Origin of the sequence: Alteromonas sp. DY56-G5 (genome assembly GCF_041414725.1) — a bacterium.
In the GTDB taxonomy this organism is placed as follows: domain Bacteria; phylum Pseudomonadota; class Gammaproteobacteria; order Enterobacterales; family Alteromonadaceae; genus Alteromonas; species Alteromonas macleodii.
In genome coordinates, this window is the sequence record NZ_JANHZQ010000029.1 from 46,995 (window position 1) to 66,657 (window position 19,663).

General features: G+C 45.1%; 23 protein-coding genes. 14 read left to right on the forward strand and 9 right to left on the reverse strand.

The window, feature by feature from the left end; genetic code table 11:
• Window positions 1–93: 93 nt before the first annotated feature.
• From mlaD to mlaF, 3 genes are read right to left on the reverse strand one after another with little or no spacing between them, the layout of a single operon-like run.
• Window positions 94–567, reverse strand: a complete 474-nt coding sequence (mlaD, locus tag NO989_RS14415) for an outer membrane lipid asymmetry maintenance protein MlaD (RefSeq protein ID WP_014948351.1) — start codon at window positions 565–567, stop codon at window positions 94–96.
• 9 nt (window positions 568–576) lie between these two features.
• Window positions 577–1,353, reverse strand: a complete 777-nt coding sequence (gene mlaE / locus NO989_RS14420; RefSeq protein ID WP_014948350.1) for a lipid asymmetry maintenance ABC transporter permease subunit MlaE — start codon at window positions 1,351–1,353, stop codon at window positions 577–579.
• Window positions 1,350–2,150 (reverse strand): phospholipid ABC transporter ATP-binding protein MlaF, encoded by an 801-nt coding sequence (mlaF, locus tag NO989_RS14425; protein WP_014948349.1) that lies wholly within the window; start codon window positions 2,148–2,150, stop codon window positions 1,350–1,352. The genes mlaE and mlaF overlap by 4 nt, the downstream gene beginning before the upstream one ends.
• 848 nt (window positions 2,151–2,998) lie before the next feature.
• Between mlaF and NO989_RS14430 the strand changes: the two genes are divergently transcribed.
• From NO989_RS14430 to mgtE, 12 genes are all read left to right on the forward strand, one after another.
• A complete protein-coding gene (locus NO989_RS14430) occupies window positions 2,999–3,955 on the forward strand; it encodes a calcium/sodium antiporter (RefSeq protein ID WP_014948348.1) in 957 nt (318 codons plus the stop codon).
• Window positions 3,956–3,957: 2 nt separating this feature from the next.
• Complete coding sequence (locus NO989_RS14435; protein ID WP_061094262.1) at window positions 3,958–4,938, forward strand: KpsF/GutQ family sugar-phosphate isomerase; 981 nt, start codon at window positions 3,958–3,960, stop codon at window positions 4,936–4,938.
• Window positions 4,939–5,487 carry a 3-deoxy-manno-octulosonate-8-phosphatase KdsC gene (gene kdsC, locus NO989_RS14440; RefSeq protein ID WP_014948346.1) on the forward strand — a complete coding sequence of 183 codons (549 nt, stop codon included), beginning with the start codon at window positions 4,939–4,941 and terminating at the stop codon, window positions 5,485–5,487.
• A complete protein-coding gene (lptC, locus tag NO989_RS14445) occupies window positions 5,484–6,062 on the forward strand; it encodes an LPS export ABC transporter periplasmic protein LptC (RefSeq protein WP_014948345.1) in 579 nt (192 codons plus the stop codon). The genes kdsC and lptC overlap by 4 nt, the downstream gene beginning before the upstream one ends.
• Window positions 6,031–6,585, forward strand: a complete 555-nt coding sequence (gene lptA / locus NO989_RS14450; RefSeq protein WP_014948344.1) for a lipopolysaccharide transport periplasmic protein LptA — start codon at window positions 6,031–6,033, stop codon at window positions 6,583–6,585. Before lptC ends, lptA begins: the two co-directional genes overlap by 32 nt.
• 2 nt (window positions 6,586–6,587) lie before the next feature.
• Entirely contained in the window at window positions 6,588–7,313 is a 726-nt protein-coding gene (gene lptB, locus NO989_RS14455; RefSeq protein ID WP_014948343.1) for an LPS export ABC transporter ATP-binding protein, read from the forward strand.
• Between the two features lie 73 nt (window positions 7,314–7,386).
• Window positions 7,387–8,868, forward strand: a complete 1,482-nt coding sequence (locus NO989_RS14460) for an RNA polymerase factor sigma-54 (protein ID WP_014948342.1) — start codon at window positions 7,387–7,389, stop codon at window positions 8,866–8,868.
• Between the two features lie 30 nt (window positions 8,869–8,898).
• Window positions 8,899–9,186: a ribosome hibernation promoting factor gene (hpf, locus tag NO989_RS14465; RefSeq protein WP_012517338.1), complete on the forward strand. Its 288-nt coding sequence runs from the start codon at window positions 8,899–8,901 to the stop codon at window positions 9,184–9,186.
• A 13-nt stretch (window positions 9,187–9,199) separates the two neighbouring features.
• Complete coding sequence (gene ptsN / locus NO989_RS14470) at window positions 9,200–9,643, forward strand: PTS IIA-like nitrogen regulatory protein PtsN (protein WP_014975727.1); 444 nt, start codon at window positions 9,200–9,202, stop codon at window positions 9,641–9,643.
• A gap of 84 nt (window positions 9,644–9,727) precedes the next feature.
• Window positions 9,728–10,573 (forward strand): RNase adapter RapZ, encoded by an 846-nt coding sequence (gene rapZ, locus NO989_RS14475; RefSeq protein ID WP_014948340.1) that lies wholly within the window; start codon window positions 9,728–9,730, stop codon window positions 10,571–10,573.
• A complete protein-coding gene (locus tag NO989_RS14480; protein WP_014948339.1) occupies window positions 10,573–10,845 on the forward strand; it encodes an HPr family phosphocarrier protein in 273 nt (90 codons plus the stop codon). The genes rapZ and NO989_RS14480 overlap by 1 nt, the downstream gene beginning before the upstream one ends.
• 174 nt (window positions 10,846–11,019) lie before the next feature.
• Entirely contained in the window at window positions 11,020–12,378 is a 1,359-nt protein-coding gene (mgtE, locus tag NO989_RS14485; protein ID WP_014948338.1) for a magnesium transporter, read from the forward strand.
• Between the two features lie 51 nt (window positions 12,379–12,429).
• On the opposite strand, the gene NO989_RS14490 is transcribed toward mgtE, so the two are convergent.
• Entirely contained in the window at window positions 12,430–13,182 is a 753-nt protein-coding gene (locus tag NO989_RS14490) for a response regulator transcription factor (protein WP_014978394.1), read from the reverse strand.
• 220 nt (window positions 13,183–13,402) lie between these two features.
• Between NO989_RS14490 and NO989_RS14495 the strand changes: the two genes are divergently transcribed.
• The gene (locus NO989_RS14495) at window positions 13,403–14,218 is read left to right on the forward strand and encodes a spondin domain-containing protein (RefSeq protein WP_283619830.1); all 816 of its coding nucleotides are present in this window, start codon (window positions 13,403–13,405) and stop codon (window positions 14,216–14,218) included.
• A gap of 12 nt (window positions 14,219–14,230) precedes the next feature.
• Window positions 14,231–15,079, forward strand: a complete 849-nt coding sequence (locus NO989_RS14500; protein WP_039224559.1) for a spondin domain-containing protein — start codon at window positions 14,231–14,233, stop codon at window positions 15,077–15,079.
• A gap of 196 nt (window positions 15,080–15,275) precedes the next feature.
• Here the strand turns inward: NO989_RS14500 and NO989_RS14505 are convergent, their stop codons facing one another.
• The 5 genes from NO989_RS14505 to petA all read right to left on the reverse strand — a co-directional run bounded on the left by NO989_RS14505 (window position 15,276) and on the right by petA (window position 19,176).
• A complete protein-coding gene (locus NO989_RS14505; protein WP_014948334.1) occupies window positions 15,276–15,749 on the reverse strand; it encodes a ClpXP protease specificity-enhancing factor in 474 nt (157 codons plus the stop codon).
• Window positions 15,746–16,378 carry a stringent starvation protein SspA gene (sspA, locus tag NO989_RS14510; RefSeq protein ID WP_012517332.1) on the reverse strand — a complete coding sequence of 211 codons (633 nt, stop codon included), beginning with the start codon at window positions 16,376–16,378 and terminating at the stop codon, window positions 15,746–15,748. Before sspA ends, NO989_RS14505 begins: the two co-directional genes overlap by 4 nt.
• Window positions 16,379–16,545: 167 nt before the next feature.
• Window positions 16,546–17,280, reverse strand: coding sequence for a cytochrome c1 (locus tag NO989_RS14515; RefSeq protein ID WP_014948333.1), 735 nt, complete (start codon window positions 17,278–17,280; stop codon window positions 16,546–16,548).
• Window positions 17,277–18,542: a cytochrome bc complex cytochrome b subunit gene (locus tag NO989_RS14520; RefSeq protein ID WP_014948332.1), complete on the reverse strand. Its 1,266-nt coding sequence runs from the start codon at window positions 18,540–18,542 to the stop codon at window positions 17,277–17,279. The genes NO989_RS14515 and NO989_RS14520 overlap by 4 nt, the downstream gene beginning before the upstream one ends.
• A gap of 1 nt (window position 18,543) precedes the next feature.
• Window positions 18,544–19,176, reverse strand: a complete 633-nt coding sequence (petA, locus tag NO989_RS14525; protein ID WP_049586157.1) for a ubiquinol-cytochrome c reductase iron-sulfur subunit — start codon at window positions 19,174–19,176, stop codon at window positions 18,544–18,546.
• Between the last annotated feature and the right edge of the window lie 487 nt (window positions 19,177–19,663).

Here is a 19,663-nt window from a genome sequence, read left to right on the forward strand (position 1 = left end):
ATTTAGCAGACCTGATGGCAATCCAATAAGTTTCATCACGCCGCTGGAATAATTTAACGACCTGGTAATATACGTCTGGCCGTAATACTGCGATTAGTCTTCGTCGCTTCCGCGATTAAATAAGAACTGACCAATGAGATCTTCAAGAACCAAAGCTGACTTAGTATCCTGAAGGTAATCGCCATTCTGTAAATTAGCGACACCGTCGAAAGAGAAGCCAGGTTGGAAGCCAACATACTGTTCGCCTAGCAAACCCGAGGTCAAAATAGACACAGAGCTGGTTTCTGGAAAGCCGTTGTATTCATTTAAAATTGACAGCTCAACCACTGGCGTAAAATCTTCTTGGTCTAGCGTAATCGATGACACACGGCCAACCGTTACCCCACCAACCTTTACTGCCGATCTCGGCTTTAAGCCGCCAATATTGTCGAATTTTGCGTATAACGTGTAGGTATCGCCTTCGGTGGCTACCGTTTGGTTTGCTACTTTCAGTGCCAATAACAACAACGCACCGATTGTAAGCATGACAAACACACCAACCATTACTTCCGTTTTATACTTACTCATTCCAATCCCCTACTCGATACCAAACATAAGGGCGGTTAGCACGAAGTCCAGCCCTAATACTGCTAATGATGAATAGACCACCGTTTCGGTAGTCGCTTTGCTGATCCCTTCCGATGTTGGAATAGAATCGTAACCTTTAAATATGGCAATCCACGTTACAACCAAGGCAAACACGAGGCTTTTTATTACGCCGTTTATGACATCCTGGTTCCAATCTACTGTCGATTGCATAATTGACCAGTAGCTGCCTGCATCAACGCCTAGCCAATCAACACCCACTAAGTGGCCGCCTAAAATACCAATGGCACTGAAAATAATGGCAAGCATAGGCATCGCTAACATTCCCGCCCAAAAACGCGGAGCGACGATACGTCGTAGCGGGTCTACCGCCATCATCTCTAAACTACTCAGTTGCTCCGTGGCTTTCATTAAGCCTATTTCAGCTGTTAAGGCTGAGCCAGCTCGCCCAGCAAAAAGCAATGCGGTCACAACCGGACCAAGCTCTCTTAACAATGAAAGTGCGACCATGGGGCCTAAGCTACCTTCTGCGCCATAATCAACCAAAATGGTGTAGCCTTGTAGCGCCATTACCATGCCGATGAATAACCCCGACACCATAATAATTAGCAGCGACTGAACGCCCACTACATACAATTGCTTAATCACCAACGGTACATTTTTAAGCCTAGGGACAGCGATTAATGCACCAAACAACATAAGAGCTGCTCGACCAACCGCAGTGACCTTCCCTATCGTTTTAGCGCCTATTGATTGGAAGAACTTCATTTATCTGCCCCCAAGAAGCTTGCTTTCAAATCAGGTGCAGGATAATGAAATGGTACCGGACCATCTGCTTTTCCTTTCAAGAACTGCTGGACTAATTCAGAGTCACTTTCTTTGATTTGCTGCGCCGTTCCTTCACCGATAACCCGCTTGTCAGCTAAGATATAAATATAATCGGCAATGGTCAGTACTTCAGTGACATCGTGAGTCACCACAATACTGGTTAGATTAAGTGCGTCGTTTAATTCACGAATAAGCTTAACCAGCACACCCATTGATATAGGATCTTGTCCTGCAAAGGGTTCGTCGTACATGATTAAATCTGGATCTAGTGCAATCGCCCTAGCCAAAGCAGCCCTGCGCGCCATACCACCAGATAATTCACTAGGCATTAACTGAGCTGCACCGCGCAATCCTACTGCCTGTAGCTTTAAAGCGACAATTGTCGCAATAACGTCTTCAGAAAGTTTTGTATGTTCGCGAAGTGGAAACGCCACGTTATCGAACACACTCATATCGGTAAAAAGCGCACCACTTTGAAAAAGCATGCTCATTCTACGACGTGTCTCATATAGCGTTTTTCTCGACATAGAAACAATCGAATCGCCGTCGAATCTAACGTCACCTTCATCTGGCGTTAACTGCCCGCCAATAAGGCGCAGCAGCGTGGTTTTACCTATACCACTTGGCCCCATTACCGCAGTAATTTTGCCTTTGGGTACCTTTAGCGATATCCCATCATAAATGATGCGATCAGCGCGCTTAAAGGTAAGGTTATCTACTTCAACTAAATGATCCATAGTTACTTAAATGTCGACCCCTGACGTTGGATTGAGACCTTATAAAATAACGCGTTCAATCCACTTAGAAAATTTTAAAATTATAAGAGTAAGTGAGTATTCAATTTCTGTGCCTTCACTTGATCCACTCTTAAGGTTTACTGCACAGTTTACTTTATGAGCGCATAAAATCAAAAAAGTTTACTCTCCAGTGTACTTTTTTGAATTTATATCGCCAGACATTGCTTAGAACACCTTGTCTGGGCGGTGTAATTTAAGGGCATTGTACGCTTTTTCAAGCCCCTCGCCAAAGTCAAAAAGTTACAAGTTATGTTCGATTAAGACGAATATATACCAGTCCGTATAGATTATTACCCACGCAGCGAGAGTTAAAATGTTCGTAATCGCGGCGTGTTACCGCAGGTATAGTGGTTCTACATCAAGGTGACACAACAAAGAGTACGGACATTTTAAACTCGCCCTTCGGGAAGGTCTGGCAAACTTCCTAGCTTCATTCTGGGAATTTGAAAGGGAACAGCCATTCCTGCATTCCCACGCTTCGCTAGGAAACTTGCCAGCGCCTTCTGAGTGGGCAATTATCTATGCGGACTGGTATTCGGTATCTCACGCCCAAGTGCCCATCTAGTATCCTACAAGCCTCCCAAATCAATCCTAATACCATCCTATTTTGTTGTTTCTTAACTGAAACTGAATATGAAGTCTTGTGTGTGTAAGTGCGACCTAATTTGCGTATTCAGCGGAAATTTACGTCAATTGACAGTATTTGGCGAAAATAAAACGCTGCGAGCATAGGCAAATGGCACTCTTTTTGCGACAATCTAGCGAAATACTTTCTATTACAGGTTGTTGTGCTTTTAAACATTGTCATTTTTCTTGTTGGGCTGATTGTACTGAGTTGGAGCGCTGACCGGTTTGTATATGGCGCCTCAGCATTAGCAAAAAACATCGGCATTTCTCCAATGATGATCGGACTAACGATTGTCGCTATGGGATCTTCGGCACCTGAAATTGTGGTTTCCGCCATAGCCTCCGCAAATGGCAATATGAACACCGCCGTGGGTAACGCGCTAGGTTCTAACATCACGAACATCGCGCTAGTTTTAGGTATAACCGCGCTAGTGAAACCATTGCTTGTTTCATCAACAACGTTAAAGCGCGAACTTCCAGCACTCCTTATCATCTCATTGATTGCCATTGGCTTTATGTTTGACGGTGAACTTAAGTCTTATGAAGGCATTATCCTACTAGGCCTGTTCATTTTCGTACTGGCAATGATGGCGTGGTTGTCGCTACAGGTAGATAAAGAAGACCCTCTGGTTGCGGAAACCGCAGATGAAATCCCCAAAGGCGTTTCAAATACGTCAGCTCTCATTTGGATTGGTGTAGGCCTTGTAATACTTCCATTAAGTGCTCACTTTTTGGTGAACTCAGCAGTAGAAATTGCCAGATACATGGGCATTTCGGATTTGGTTATCGGACTAACGATTATTGCGTTTGGTACAAGTCTACCTGAGCTAGCAGCAAGTGTTGCGGGTGTACTTAAAGGTGAAGACGATTTAGCACTGGGTAATATCATCGGCTCAAATATCTTCAACCTGCTTGCCGTACTTGGCATGCCCGGGTTAATCGCGCCTGGTATCCTGGACCCTGACGTTTACAACCGAGATATGTACGTAATGCTTGGTTTAACATTATTATTGTTCTTGTTCAGCTTCGATTTAATCGGCAAACGTACAATATCAAGAACAAATGGATTCATACTTCTGGCTTGCTTTATCGGCTATCAATTCTGGCTATTCGGATAATCATGAATACACAAACTCAGATGAACTATATCGACTCAGCGAAGCGCGTTATTGAAATTGAAACTCAAGCTATTGCTAATCTGGCAGAGCGCTTAAACAATGAATTTATCGCTGCCTGTAATATTCTCTTTGCCTGCAAGGGTAAAGTTGTCGTGAGTGGTATGGGAAAGTCTGGGCATATCGGAAATAAAATTGCCGCTACGCTTGCCAGTACAGGTACTCCTGCATTTTTCATGCACCCTGGTGAAGCCAACCATGGCGACTTGGGCATGCTAAGCAAAGGCGATGTCTTACTCGCCATCTCTAATTCTGGCGAGACTAACGAACTCGTTAACTTATTGCCCGTAGTTAAACGCTTAGGCATACAGGTGGTCGCCATGACCAACAGTGCTTCCAGTTCATTAGGGCAACACGCAGATGTCGTGCTTGATATCAGCGTTGAAAAAGAAGCGTGTTCGCTAGGTCTTGCTCCTACGTCAAGCACAACCGCCACACTGGTTATGGGTGATGCGCTTGCGGTAGCACTGCTCGACCAAAAAGGTTTCACCTCAGATGACTTTGCGCTTTCGCACCCAGGCGGCAGTTTAGGCAGAAAACTTCTGCTTAAAGTTAGCGATATCATGCAAAGCGGCAGTGATATCCCCCTTGTCCATGCCAGTGCTTCTGTTGCTGACGCACTGCTGGAAATATCTAAAAAGGGGTTGGGTATGACAGGCGTGATAGCGGCAGACGGTACGCTGACAGGCGTCTTTACGGATGGCGACCTACGACGAATTCTCGATGCCCGCGTAGACGTACACAGTGCGACAGTAGAAGAAGTAATGACTAAAGGCGGCAAGACTACCACCGCAGGTCAGCTGGCTGTAGAAGCCCTGAATTTGATGGAAACCCATAAAATTAGTGCGTTAATGGTTACTGACGATAAGCGCAAACCTGTTGGGGCTTTTAACATGCATATGCTACTAAAAGCAGGAGTGCTTTAAATGACAACCACCTTGTACACGGAAATAAATGACTCGCTTTTCGCAAAACTAGCCAAGATAAAGTTGCTGGTATGCGACGTTGATGGTGTGTTCTCAGATGGCCGAATTTACTTAGGTAACGACGGTGAAGAACTTAAAGCATTCCATACCCGTGATGGATATGGTGTAAAAGCGCTAGTGAGCAATGGAGTGAATGTCGCGGTTATTACTGGACGTCGCTCTGCCATTGTTGAAAATAGAATGAAGGCACTGAATGTTGCACATATAATTCAAGGCGAAGAGAATAAAGCAGACGCGCTTAGCGACCTGATGAAGCACCTTGAGTTAAACACTGACGAAGTGGCTGCGGTAGGTGATGACATGCCAGATACGGGTATGTACAAGCACGTTGCGGTTAAAATTGCGGTTGCCGATGCCCATCCTTACGTAGCAAAACAAGCAAACTGGATTACGACCCTTCCCGGAGGGTTTGGCGCGGTCCGAGAAATATCGGATACCATTTTGCAGGCCAAAGGGGTAGCAAATGAGATTTTTGGAGCTAGTGTATGAGCCTGTTTGGCTTTAATCGCTTAGGATTAAGTATATCGGCGCTATTTATTCTGGCGATGCTGATGTACATCCCTACGTGGATGGAAGAGCAGCCTGAAACGCAGGGGAATCGTGAAAACGATGCGCTAAAGCCCGCCTACAAAGCAAAAAATCTAACCACTACGCTGTACAATCAAGACGGTGAGTTAAATCACAAAGTATTTGCAGAGTCGATGGAGCATTACGACCAGCTTGGCTTTGTATTGTTTCAGCAACCTAAATACACCCTTTATACAGAAAACGCGTCATCACCATGGGTGGTAACCGCTGATGAAGGTACACTATACAATAACGAGCTAATCCAGCTGGAAAACCAAGTTAATATTGAGAACCAAACTGGCGATGACTTTGTCAGAAGTATATCGACCGAGTACATTCAAATTAATTTAGAAACCAAGCAAATGACATCTGACCAACCCGTTGAAATACTGGGCACCCAATATGTCATTTTAAGTAATGGGTTTAACGCGAATTTACGCACACAAGAATACGAGCTTTTAGATCATGTACAAACCACTTATTCCCCTAGCAACTAGTTTATTGCTTGCCATCGCTAGCGGTGCGGTACACGCCAGTGAAGATGATTTTTCGCAGCCCATAAAAATAGGCTCGAACACCCAGTTTATCGACGGTAAAAATAAAACCGCGTTGTACAAAGACGACGTACTCATAACTCAAGGCTCTTTGGTTATTGAAGCTGACGAAGTGGAAGTAATTGCCACTGACGGTGGTGGTCGTGAAATATTTATTGCTAGAGGAAAGCCTGCAAGCTATTCCCAGCAATTGGAAGACGGCACGCCAGTTTCGGCAAAAGCTAATGAAATACGCTATGAAGTGGTGAACCGAACGATTTCTCTTGCTGGAAACGCAGAGTTGAAACAAGACACCAGTAAAGTACAGGGTGACAACATCACGTTCGATATGATTACCGAGCAATTGCTAGCGACTGGCGGCGCAGGTAAGGATGGTGAGGGTCGAGTGACCACAGTATTCACACCTGAGACCATTCGCAAAACTTCGTCTAAGAAAGACAAAAAAGACAACGAGGGCAATGAATAGCAATGGCAACTTTGAGCGCTAAAAATCTTGCTAAGGCTTACAAGTCAAGACAGGTTGTTCGAGATGTAAGTCTGTCTGTCTCAACGGGTCAAATTGTTGGTCTTCTTGGCCCAAATGGCGCTGGTAAGACCACCACATTCTACATGATTGTTGGTTTAGTGAATCTGGATAAAGGCAAGATTGAAATCGACGACAATGAGCTAACTCATCAGCCCATGCACGAGCGCGCACGCCGCGGAATTGGCTACCTACCGCAGGAAGCCTCTATTTTCAGAAAGCTCACAGTGCATGAAAATATCATGGCCATTTTGCAAACCCGTAAAGATTTAAATTCACAACAGCAAGAAGAAGAAGCTGATGCGCTACTTGATGAATTTAATATTAACCATATACGTAATAGTACGGGGATGAGTTTGTCAGGGGGCGAACGCCGTCGCGTTGAGATTGCCCGCGCTCTGGCAGCAAAACCGCAATTTATTTTGTTAGACGAACCATTTGCTGGTGTTGATCCAATATCAGTTAATGATATAAAGAAGATAATACAACATCTTCGCGATAGGGGTATTGGAATCCTTATCACAGACCATAACGTACGAGAGACATTGGATGTTTGTGAAAAGGCGTACATTGTGAGTCATGGCGAGCTTATTGCGCAAGGAACGGCGGAACAGGTTTTAAGTAATCAAAAAGTAAGGGATGTATACCTAGGCGAACAATTCAGGCTATAGTTAATGTAACCGAATTGCCATTTTTCAGTTTCGCTCTGGTATATTCAATTTAGAGCATTTAAATAAGACGTAGATGAAACCATCTTTACAGCTAAAATTTAGCCAACAACTTACCATGACACCACAGCTTCAGCAGGCCATTAAACTGCTGCAGCTTTCTACACTTGATCTTCAACAAGAGATCCAAGAAGCGCTCGATTCTAATCCGCTATTAGAAGTTGAAGAAGGTAACGACGAGCCGCAACTAGAAAAGAACAATATCGACAACGATGACAGCGGCTCTGAGGCCACTGCTTCTGCATCTAGTGACACACTAGAAGCCGGCGATGCACTTGAGAAAAACGATCTTCCCGATGAGCTGCCAATCGACAGCACATGGGACGAATACTACTCTGCTTCATCTTCGCCAGCTCCGGGTCCATCCAATGACGACGAGCAAATCTTCCAAGGTGAGACTACTGAAGATATTCAAGAGCACCTTCTTTGGCAAATGCGCCTTACCCACTTCTCGGATACCGATCGCGCAATCGCTACAGCAATCATCGACTCTATTGACGAGTCAGGTTATTTAACCGTTACCCTTGATGATATTTTAGAAGCGGTTAACGATGATGATATGGAAGAGCCGATTGAAATGGACGAAATAGAATGTGTGCTTAAGCGCATTCAGATGTTCGACCCTATTGGTTCTGGCTCACGCTCTCCACAAGAATGTTTGATGGTGCAATTGCGCCAGTTTTCAGAAGACACACCGTGGCTTGCTGAAGCAAAGCAACTGATTGAAGAGTACTCTGACTTACTGAGCAGCAAAGACTATCGTACGCTTATGCGTAAAAGCCGATTGAAAGAAGATCAGCTACGCGAGGCAATGCGTTTACTGCAAACCTTGAATCCTCGCCCAGGTAGTGCTTTAGTTACTAAAGAGCCTGAGTACGTTATTCCTGATGTCTCAGTAACCAAGAAAAATGGCCGTTGGGTGGTTGAGCTGAACCCCGACAGTCTGCCTAAATTAAGCGTAAATCAACAATACGCTGCAATGAGTCGCCGTGCCAAGAATAGTAGCGATTCACAATTCATCCGCTCACACATGCAAGAGGCTAAGTGGTTCATAAAGAGCCTTGAATCTCGTAACGAAACCTTAATGAAGGTTGCAAACTGCATTGTGCAGCAGCAAATGGGCTTTTTTGAGCACGGCCCGGAAATGATGAAACCAATGGTGCTAAATGATGTCGCAGAAATGGTAGATATGCACGAATCCACTATTTCGCGAGTGACAACGCAAAAGTACATGCATACGCCACGTGGAATCTTCGAATTGAAGTATTTCTTCTCAAGCCACGTTGCAACAGAGTCTGGTGGTGAATGTTCATCTACAGCGATTCGTGCATTGATCAAGAAATTAGTGGCCGCTGAAAAGCCTAGCAAGCCGCTGAGTGATAGCAAGATTGCTTCATTGTTGGCCGAACAAGGCATTAAAGTTGCCCGGCGAACAATAGCAAAGTACCGGGAATCGTTGTCGATCCCGCCGTCGAACCAACGCAAAAGCCTTATTTAATCGGGCTTAATAATATAAGGAAGACGAAATATGCAAATCAACCTTACTGGTCATCATGTCGAAATCACCGACTCTTTGCGTAATTATGTCGATACGAAGTTCAGCAAACTTGAACGTCACTTTGATCACATTTCTAATGTGCATGTCATCCTGAACGTTGAAAAATTAAATCAAAAAGCCGAAGCGACCGTTCATTTAAGTGGCGCTGAAGTATTCGCATCCTCAGAAAATACCGACATGTATGCGGCGATTGACAGCATGGTTGATAAACTCGACCGGCAGGTAATCAAGCATAAGGAAAAACTGAAAAAACATTAGTAGTTAATTAAGCATGGATATACAAGCCATCGTAAGTCTGGACCGCACCGAGTGTGCGGTTCAGTGTAATAGTAAAAAGCGAATTCTTGAGATCATCGCTGATATCGCTGCCAAGCAAAACGAGAACATTGATCAGGCAACGGTACTCAACAGTTTGATGGCTCGAGAGCGTATGGGTAGTACAGGCATTGGTAATGGTATCGCCTTACCCCACGGACGCCTGCCGGGCCTTGAAAAAGTGATCGCCATTGTTGTAACCAGCACGCCAGCAATCGACTTCGACGCCCTTGACGAGAAACCCGTAGACATCTTTTTTGCGCTACTCGTTCCTGAGGAACAGACCGAAGGACACCTTCAAACGCTGGCCACCGTGGCTGGTAAACTAAGCGACAAAGAAACGATTAAAGCAATACGTCGCGCAACGACAAGCGACGATATTCTATCTGCATTAAGTTAAACATTAAGCGCCTATTAACCGTTTAGTAGGCGCCTAATTCAACAACGCGTATGTGATAAAACCAGAGTATTAGGGAGAAAGTAGGTGAAGCTGATAATAATCAGTGGTCGTTCGGGGTCTGGTAAGTCTGTCGCACTTCGCGCATTGGAAGATTTAGGTTATTACTGTGTTGATAATATCCCGGTAAACTTACTTCCCACCTTAACCCATACAGTTGTTGACGAGTACGATCAGGTTGCGGTAAGTATCGATGTGAGAAACTTACCTAAAAATCCTGACGATTTGGTAGAAATTCTAGACTACCTGCCTTCTTCGTGGTCGATGACCATTGTTTACATTGACGCGAGCGATGATGTACTGGTTAAGCGTTTTAGCGAAACACGTCGTCTTCACCCTCTCGCCAAGCTTAATAAATCGCTTTCAGAAGCCATTAAAGCCGAGTCTGCCCTACTTGCTCCTATTGCTGAACGCGCAGATTTATATTTAGACACAGATAAGCTTACCATTCACCAACTGGCAGAGTTAATTCGAGAGCGTATCCTGGGTAAGAAAAGCTCACGCCTTGTGCTTGTGTTCGAGTCGTTTGGCTTTAAGCACGGTATTCCTAAAGATGCGGATTACGTTTTTGATGCCCGCTTTTTACCTAACCCCCACTGGGAGCCCGACCTTAAACACCTGACCGGATTAGATGCACCAGTAGAAGTATTTTTGGGGTCGCAGCCTGTAGTGACCAAGTTCATTTGGCAAATTCAGAATTTAATAACGACATGGCTGCCTCATTTAGAGCGCAATAACAGAAGTTATGTAACCGTAGCGATTGGCTGTACTGGTGGCCAACACCGTTCGGTTTATATCGCACAGACCCTGTCGAAAACCTTCAGTGAAATACACCCTGATGTACAAATTCGCCATAGAGAGCTGAATCAGTAATGACTATTCAAAAAACGCTAACTATCGTCAATAAGTTAGGGTTGCATGCAAGAGCGGCGACCCAACTGGTTAAACTGGCTAATCAATTCGACGCTAAAATCATCTTAAAAAAAGGCGATAAAGAAGCAGACGCAAGCAGTGTATTGGGATTAATGATGCTTGAAAGCCATCAAGGTGAACAGGTAGACGTGATTGTGGACGGCAGTGATGCTGTTGATGCGCTTGCAGCTATTGAAGAGCTTATTGAGGGCAGATTTAACGAAGACGAATAGTCTTACTTGCCCAATCCATTGACCAATTAATCAACACTTAGCGCAGTTATCTTAAAATCCTGCGCAAAACCTACGCAATTATCATGACAGACTCATTATAATTGCGATATTCTACGCCCACTTAGGCTCTATGGCCTGCATTGTTCATCTTTTAGCTTGTAGGAATAACGCCTTATGGCAGAAGCGCTTGTTTCTAAATACGTACAAACTCAGTTACGCGCACTCAACGCTGCGTTGACCAACGGTCAATTCGTATCTGTACGTAAGCTTCTGCTTGAATTACCGCCCTCAGACGTCGCCCACATTCTTGAATCTAGCCCTAGCAGAACCCGTGACGAATTATGGGAGCTCATTGATGGTGACTTTCACGGCGACATTTTAGAAGAACTGTCTGACGATGTTAGAAACGGTATCATTACAAAAATGCTTCCCGCTAATGTAGTTGACGCACTTGAAGAGATGGATACCGATGACTTAGCAGAGACGCTAAGCAGCCTTCCCGAGCCAGTATTGGCCGATATTCTAGATTCGATGGATGCACAAGATCGCGTGCGCGCAGAGCAAGCGCTGTCTTACGGTGAGGAAACCGCTGGTTTCATTATGAACACCGACACCATCACTTTACGTCCAGATGTGACCATTGACGTGGTTTTGCGCTATATCCGCTTAAAAGGCGAGCTACCTGAGAATACGGATACGTTTTACGTGGTAAACCGAACTGATAACCTTGTTGGTATTGTTCCGGTTACCCGTTTACTCACCGCAGATACCGACGATAAAGTGTCTGACGTTATGGACGAGGAATCTGAAGCGATTCCTGTGAATATGCCAGACGACGAAGTGGCAAGCCTGTTCGAGCGATACAATTGGCTTTCAGCACCTGTTGTAGATGAAAACCATCGCTTAGTGGGCCGAATTACCATTGATGACGTGGTTGATATTATTCGTGAGGACGCCGAGCACTCGATGATGAGTATGGCGGGTCTTGATGATGACGAAGATACCTTTGCACCCGTTATGCAAAGTACCAAACGACGCTCGGTGTGGCTGGCGGTAAACTTAGTGACGGCGCTAATGGCTGCGATGGTGAGTGATCTATTTGAAGCAACGCTCAGCCAACTGGCTGTGTTAGCTATATTAAATACCATTGTCCCCAGTATGGGCGGTGTAGCGGGTAATCAGACGCTAACGCTAGTTATTCGCGGTATGGCACTAGGCCATGTTAACGCGAGTAACTCACGATGGCTTATCAGTAAAGAAATATCCATCGGCTTTTTAAACGGTGCCATTTGGGCGGTGCTTATTGCCTCTGTCATCGCGTTATGGAAACAAGATTACATGCTGGGCGTAATTATTGCCTTTGCCATGATGGTAAACATGATTGCAGCTGCTTTAGCGGGCGCAACCTTACCTATGATCATGAAGCGTCTTAAGATAGACCCTGCCCTAGCTGGCAGTGTTATCTTAACTACGATAACCGATGTAGTGGGTATTTTTGCTTTCTTAGGTACTGCGACGCTGTTTCTAATTTAAGTTAATTTTGAACTCTCATGCCTGATAGGGCATGGGTGAGCTAAACAACACTCATGCAATAAGCGCTTTCGCTATATATCCATTGACGTTCAGCTTGTAACCCACACCCCAGACGGTTTCTACTAGCTGTCCGCCATTTTCAATACTGTTGATTTTATCAAGCTTAGTGCGTAACCGATTTATATGGGTATTCACCGTGTGCTCGTAGCCTTCGTGGTTATAGCCCCACACCTCACTGAGCAATTGATTGCGAGAAAAAACTTGGTTTGGATGACGACAAAAATAATCCAGTAGCGCAAACTCCCTAGCCGTTAACGTTAGCACTTGGCCATTTAGGGTTACGCTATGAAAACGCTGGTCGATTTTAAGGGGTCCTATTTCGATGCGCTCTTCACTACCTTGAGATGGTCTTAAATGTTCTTGGCTAGGCATACTCCTACGCATATGGGAGCGAATACGGGCAGTAAACATGCGTGCATCAAATGGCCCTGATAGATAATCATCTACGCCTACTTCATAGTAGTTTGCTTCATCTACCTCTTCGTCGGCCACATCGTCTGTCATCGCGTCACTTTCCACTGCCATCACCCAACTTTCTGGGTTCGTATCAACAAGGCCTTTTATACGATTAAGACAGATAATATTTCCATGCGACTCAACAATAACGAGCGAATAATGCTGCGCCTTAAGCAACGACTCTGCGGATTGAAAATTAGAGACTGCGTCGTAAAGAAAGCTATGCTTACTTAAGCATTGCGATATGTTCTGTTGAAACTTATTTCCACTGTAGATGATAAGGATCATATCTCGCTCCTAATTCGCCAATAAAAAACAAGACCAGTGTGTTCGTGGTTTTCTTTCACAGTGATTACAATTTTTTTAAAAAATATAAATTCAGAATTTATAACAGCACTGTTATTTATTGAGACGAATCTGTGTGCGTTTTGTGAAAGTTCTGTGATGAATTGGACATTTTACTGCCCTAAATTTTTATGCGATTTAAGCCATAAATAAGGACAATAAAATGAAATTCACTAAACTTGCTAGCGCAACGCTTTTGTCGCTAGCAGCAGTATCAGTAAGCCAAGCTGTCACTTTAGACATTGAAATTACCAACCTGACTCAGGCGCAGAGTTTTACGCCGCGCTTAGTCATAGCTCACGATGACACCGTCGATGCCTTTGAAGTTGGGCAACCTGCGTCGTCAGCTTTAGCGTGGTTAGCTGAAGCTGGTGTTATTGACGACGAACAAAATGCTGATTCAAGCGGCGCAAACTTTGAAGCGTTACTCGGCCCTGTTGATACCGACAATGGTTCAAATACGTGGCACCGTTTTGGCGGACTTCTCGCGCCGAAAGCTACGTTAAGCTATCCCTTCGATACTATGGACAAGCCATATCTTTCGCTACTTTCCATGCTAATACCTACTAACGACGCTTTTGTTGGTATGGACAGTATTGAAATTCCAACCGAGCCGGGTACCTACACTTATTACCTTAATGCATACGACGCCGGTACTGAGCTTAACGATGAATTAAATAGTGCCCGTACAGATGTTGTTGAAGCTGGGACCGGAAACGCGCTGGGTGGATATGGCGTACCGGGTGTTGCCGGTGGCGGCGCTCCCACTCGTATTGTTGATTTGGGTACAGGTGGCACGGGTGTGGGTGCACAAATCGTTAATGGCGAAGTTGAAGATGGTGAAGATGGCCCAGTACACATCCACCGCAATGCGCTTGGTGATACTGATAGCGCCGCTGGTGCCAGTGATCTGGACTCTACCGTACACCGTTGGTTGAACCCAGTAGCACGTGTAGTTATTACTGTTCCTGCATCTTAAGGAGCCAATACGATGAATAATCCAATAATTAAACTCAGTACATTATTGATGCTTTCAGCGCTTCTTGCTGCCTGCGGCGACGATGGTGATACAGGCCCTCAAGGACCAGCGGGTCCGCAGGGGGAAGCAGGTACTGACGGACAAGATGGTACGGATGGCCAGGACGGTTCGGACGGACAAGACGGTATTAATGGTAATTCAGCGGTTTATACCGTACAAATTACCAACTTAACCTACTCTCAGCCCTTTGCACCTGCCGCCGTCATATTGCATGAGTCAGGCTTCCATTCATTTAATGAAGGCGAGCCAGCCAGCATGGGCATTGAAATAATGGCTGAAGGCGGTGACCCGTCTATGGTCATTACTGAAGCCATGGACTCCACGGACTTTTTGGATGCGCAAAACTCTGGGGGCATATTGGGTCCTCGCTCAATGGGCGCAGAACTAACTCTAGTGGTTCCAGAACTCGATGCTGACGACCTGCGCCTTACGGTAACGACCATGCTGGTCAACACCAACGACGCATTCACCGGCTTAAACGCTGCGAATGTAAGCAACATGGCGGTTGGTGATATAAAAACGTTCATGACAGTGACTTGGGATGCGGGTACAGAAGCAAACACAGAAACCGCAGCTACTATGCCAGGCCCTGCCGCTAGTGCAGCGGGTGGCGGCGGAGAAGCTGCGGGCTATGATGTGGTGAGGGATGATCTTGCCGATGCAGTAAGACTTCACCAAGGTGTAGTCACTAGTGCAAACGCTGACGATCCAAGCCGTGAGGGTCTATCCACATCGGTACTAACCGAGGCCCATCGCTTTGATTTCCCAACGAGCCGCGTGGTGATAACCCGAACCCGTTAAATGGTCAAACGCAGTACCACCTGAAAGCGCCCTATTACTCAGGTAATGGGGTGTTTTTACTTTTGTGCGAAGGGGAAACGGAGATAAAACTTAACGGGAATAAGAAAGATAAGCGCTGGCTTTGCTGAGTAGATAAACTTCACAAAACCAGGCTATTACATTATTTGATAAGCTATTTAATAAGTTACTTAATAAGCTACTTAATAACTTTAAGGGTAGGTTTACCCTTTTTAGGTGGAACAGGTGCGTCTTTCACGTCGCTTGCATCAGCATCTTCCAGCGACGTCGGGCCGCTAGGTTGAGAAACATCTTCAGATGTTTCTGGACGCTCTTGCTGCGCACGAGCCACATCTTCTTCAGTGGCGAATACCGTACCTGCACCATTTTCTCTTGCGTAAATAGCCATTACCGCTTCACAAGGCATACTTAATCTTCTAGGTTGCCCAGAGAAGCGCGCTTGAAACGATAAGCCATCTAAATCAAGAGAAAAGTTAACACACGCACTAGGTGATACGTTTAAAACGATCTGACCGTCTTTAACGAATTCCTGCGGCACTTCAACCAACTCGTTGGTTGCATCTACCACAATGTACGGCGTTAAGTCGTTATCAACAATCCACTCATAAAAAGCCCTAAGCAAATAGGGCTGGTTTGACGTCATAGATGTCATAGCGGGTTGTGGATCTCACGCTCTTGGTCAGTCAAAGACGCTTTAAATGAACTACGAGAGAAAATACGGTTCATGTAAGCGTTAATTTCTTTGCTGCCAGCACCGTTTAGTTCAATACCTAGTGCAGGTAAACGCCATAATAGCGGAGCAAGATAGCAATCAACTAAGCTGAACTCTTCGCTCATAAAGTAAGGCATTTCACCAAATACAGGCGCAAGAGATAGCAAAGCTTCACGCAGCTCATTACGTGCTGCTTCTACATCACCTTCGCCACGGAAAATACGGGCAGCAAGCGAGTACCAGTCTTGCTCGATGCGGTGCATCATAAGGCGGCTCTGACCACGTGATACTGGGTAAACCGGCATAAGTGGTGGATGAGGGAAACGCTCATCAAGGTATTCCATGATGATGTGCGACTTGTAAAGTACAAGCTCGCGATCAACTAGAGTTGGAACAGTACCGTAAGGGTTAAGCTCCAACAGATCTTCAGACAAGTTGCTAGGATCTGTGTAGCTGATTTCAACACCCACACCTTTTTCTGCCAACACAATACGCACCTGGTGGCTATAAATATCAATTGTGTCAGAGAACAACGTCATAATAGAACGTTTATTCGCGGCTACGGCCATTCAATTTCCTCCGTCGAGAAACAAGTTTACGCTTACAAACGGTAAGCTTATTACGTTAACTCGTGCTACCTGAAGACCCTATTTACTAGGATTTTCAGATAGCACGAGTAAATACCAAAAAAGGGGGCGAGAAGCCCCCTTTTCATATTATACATAAATCTGTGCGATTAGTGCACTTCTCGCCAGTATTCTTTCTTCAGTAAGTAAACAAATACAAACAATACTGCGATAAAGATAAGTACCCACTTACCGATTTTGTGAGATTCAAGTTTAGAAGGCTCACCTGTGTACTCTAGGAAGTTCACGATATCGGCAACAGCTTGGTCGTACTCGTCAGGAGACATTGCGCCAGTACCATCTGACTTAATGCCTACATAACGCTTAACCATCTCTCCATCAACCATTTGCTCTTCATAAGTACGTGTTGGCGTACCTTGAAGTGGTTGAAGTACGTGTGGCATACCTACTTCTGGGAATACTGTGTTGTTCACACCAAATGGGCGGCTTTCGTCAACATAGAAAGAGCGCAGGTAAGTGTAAATCCAGTCTTCGCCACGAACACGAGCCACTAGCGTTAGGTCTGGTGGAGCAGCACCGAACCAGCCAGCAGCGGCTTCTTCTGGCATTGCACGGGTAATGTAGTCAGACACTTTTTCACCCGTGAACTGCAGGTATTCTTGACCTAGTTCGTCAGGAATACCCAAGTCTTGGAATGAACGCTGATAGCGCTGATACTTCATTGAGTGACAGCCTAAGCAGTAGTTCATGAACAATTGTGCACCGCGCTGTAAAGACGCCTTATCGGTTAAATCGATAGGGGCTTTATCCAGGTGTACGTTCCCGCCTGCCGCAAGCGCTACGCCAGGTAGGAAGAAGGCTAAAAAGCACATCATTTTTTTCATTTAGAAATCCTCTCTGGCACAGGTTTAGTGTTTTCGTTTTTGCTGTACAAGAACAGTGCTACGAAGAAACCGAAGTACATTACCGTTGCAACTTGCGACGCAATGATTTTCCAGTTTTCTTGCGGTGTACCACCTAGGTAACCTAGGAAGATAAACACAATTGCAAACACGATAAGGTTTACTTTGTGTAGGCCACAACGATAGCGCCATGACTTAACACGACCACGGTCTAACCAAGGCAGAGCAAATAGCGCAGCAATTGCACCGAACATCGCTAATACACCGAATAGCTTATCAGGAACCGCTTTTAGTACCGCGTAGAACGGTGTGAAGTACCAAACAGGGAAGATATGCTCTGGTGTTTTAAGTGGGTTAGCAATTTCAAAGTTAGGGTGCTCTAGGAATTTACCGCCCATTTCAGGGGCAAAGAACAGCACGTAAGTGAACAATGCTAAGAATACACAGAACGCCACAAGGTCTTTAAGTACGATGTGTGGGAAGAACGGCAATACGTCATCAGCAATGTCGTACTTGCTTGTGTAGTATTCATGAATTTCATACTTCGTCTTTTCAGACTCAGGTAGTGAACCTTTCTTGTGCTTGATAGCGATACCATCAGGGTTGTTAGAACCCACTTCGTGAAGTGCAATAATGTGAAGGAACACAAGAATAACGATAACCAACGGCAACGCAATAACGTGTAATGCGAAGAAGCGGTTTAGTGTTGCGCCAGAGATAACGTAGTCACCTTGTAGCCAGATAACAAGGTCAGGACCAACAACAGGAATAGCACCAAATAGCGATACGATTACCTGTGCACCCCAGTAAGACATTTGTCCCCAAGGTAGTACGTAACCCATGAAAGCTTCTGCCATAAGCGCTAGGTAAATAAACATACCAAACACCCATAGAAGCTCACGAGGCTTCTGATAAGAGCCGTAAATCATGCCACGGAACATGTGTAGATATACCACAATAAAGAACGCTGATGCGCCAGTACTGTGCATGTAACGAATGATCCAACCGTAGTCGATCTCACGCATGATGTATTCAACAGAAGCAAATGCGCCTTCTGAAGATGGAACGAAGTTCATGGTCAACCAAATACCAGTAACAATCTGGTTTACCAAAACAATAGTTGCTAGAAAACCGAACACATACCAGAAGTTCATGTTCTTTGGAGCAGGATATTGAAGAGCGTGCATATTCGCAACGCGCATCATTGGGATGCGTTCTTCAATCCAACCTAGGAAAGCATTCATATTACACGGCCTCCGCTTCTGAACCGATGATGATGTTATTGTCATCAACGAATTGATATGGCGGTACAACCAGGTTCAACGGTGCAGGAACGTTTTGGAATACACGTCCAGCCATGTCGAATTTCGAACCGTGGCACGGGCAGAAGAATCCATCTGGAACGCCTTCAACCACTTCTTCAAATGCACCGTCTTTAAGATGCTGTGGAGAGCAACCCAAGTGAGTACAGATACCAACAAGGATAAGGTACTCTTCCTTCATTGAACGGAAACGGTTTTGAGCAAAGGCAGGCTGCTGCTCAGCTTCAGAGTTAGGATCTTTCAGCTTATCTTCGTGCGTGCCTAATTCTTCAAGAATTTCTGGCGTACGACGTACAATCCACACAGGCTTGCTTCGCCACATCACACGTACTAACTGTCCAGGCTCAATCCCGCTGATATCTACTTCAACGTCAGCACCGGCGGCTTTCGCTTTGGCGCTTGGATTCCAGGACGCAATAAAAGGCACAGCAGCACCAACGACACCTACACCACCAACTACCGACGTGGCAACGGTCAAGAACCGACGACGAGTGTTGTTTTCTGGCTGGTTTTCATTGTGTGCAGACTCTGTTGCATCTACAGATACATTGCTCATCCACATTTCTCCAGGTTTGGATAATTATGATGTGTAACCCAAGCTTATACTGGTTTTATCACGCTTGCGTCATGCATCATATGGCTTGTCATGACAGCGACGTAACAGTAAAAATTTACTGGTTTACGAGGTCACGAAAGTTTTCAAAATTTTCGACCGCAAATGATAAAAGAAAAGCCCTTATAAACACAAGGTTTTACTGATATTTAAGCGATAATTTAATTCAAAAGGTGTGTTTAGGTTTAGTGAGGGAAAGGCCTAAAATCAAGGTTTTGAAGAATATTTGGTTAGATAACACCAGCAAATTAAACCTTTGTTATGAATTGTAGAGGCTTGAAGGCTTTACTGAATGTGGGACGCAGGCAACTTGTAATCGAAAAAAAGCAATAAAAAACCCGGCATAGGCCGGGTTCAGATTGATGATAAACCCCTCTTTTTTCGGAGGGGTTTATTTTTTCTAGCAGCCGAAGGCTGCGATCGCGATATT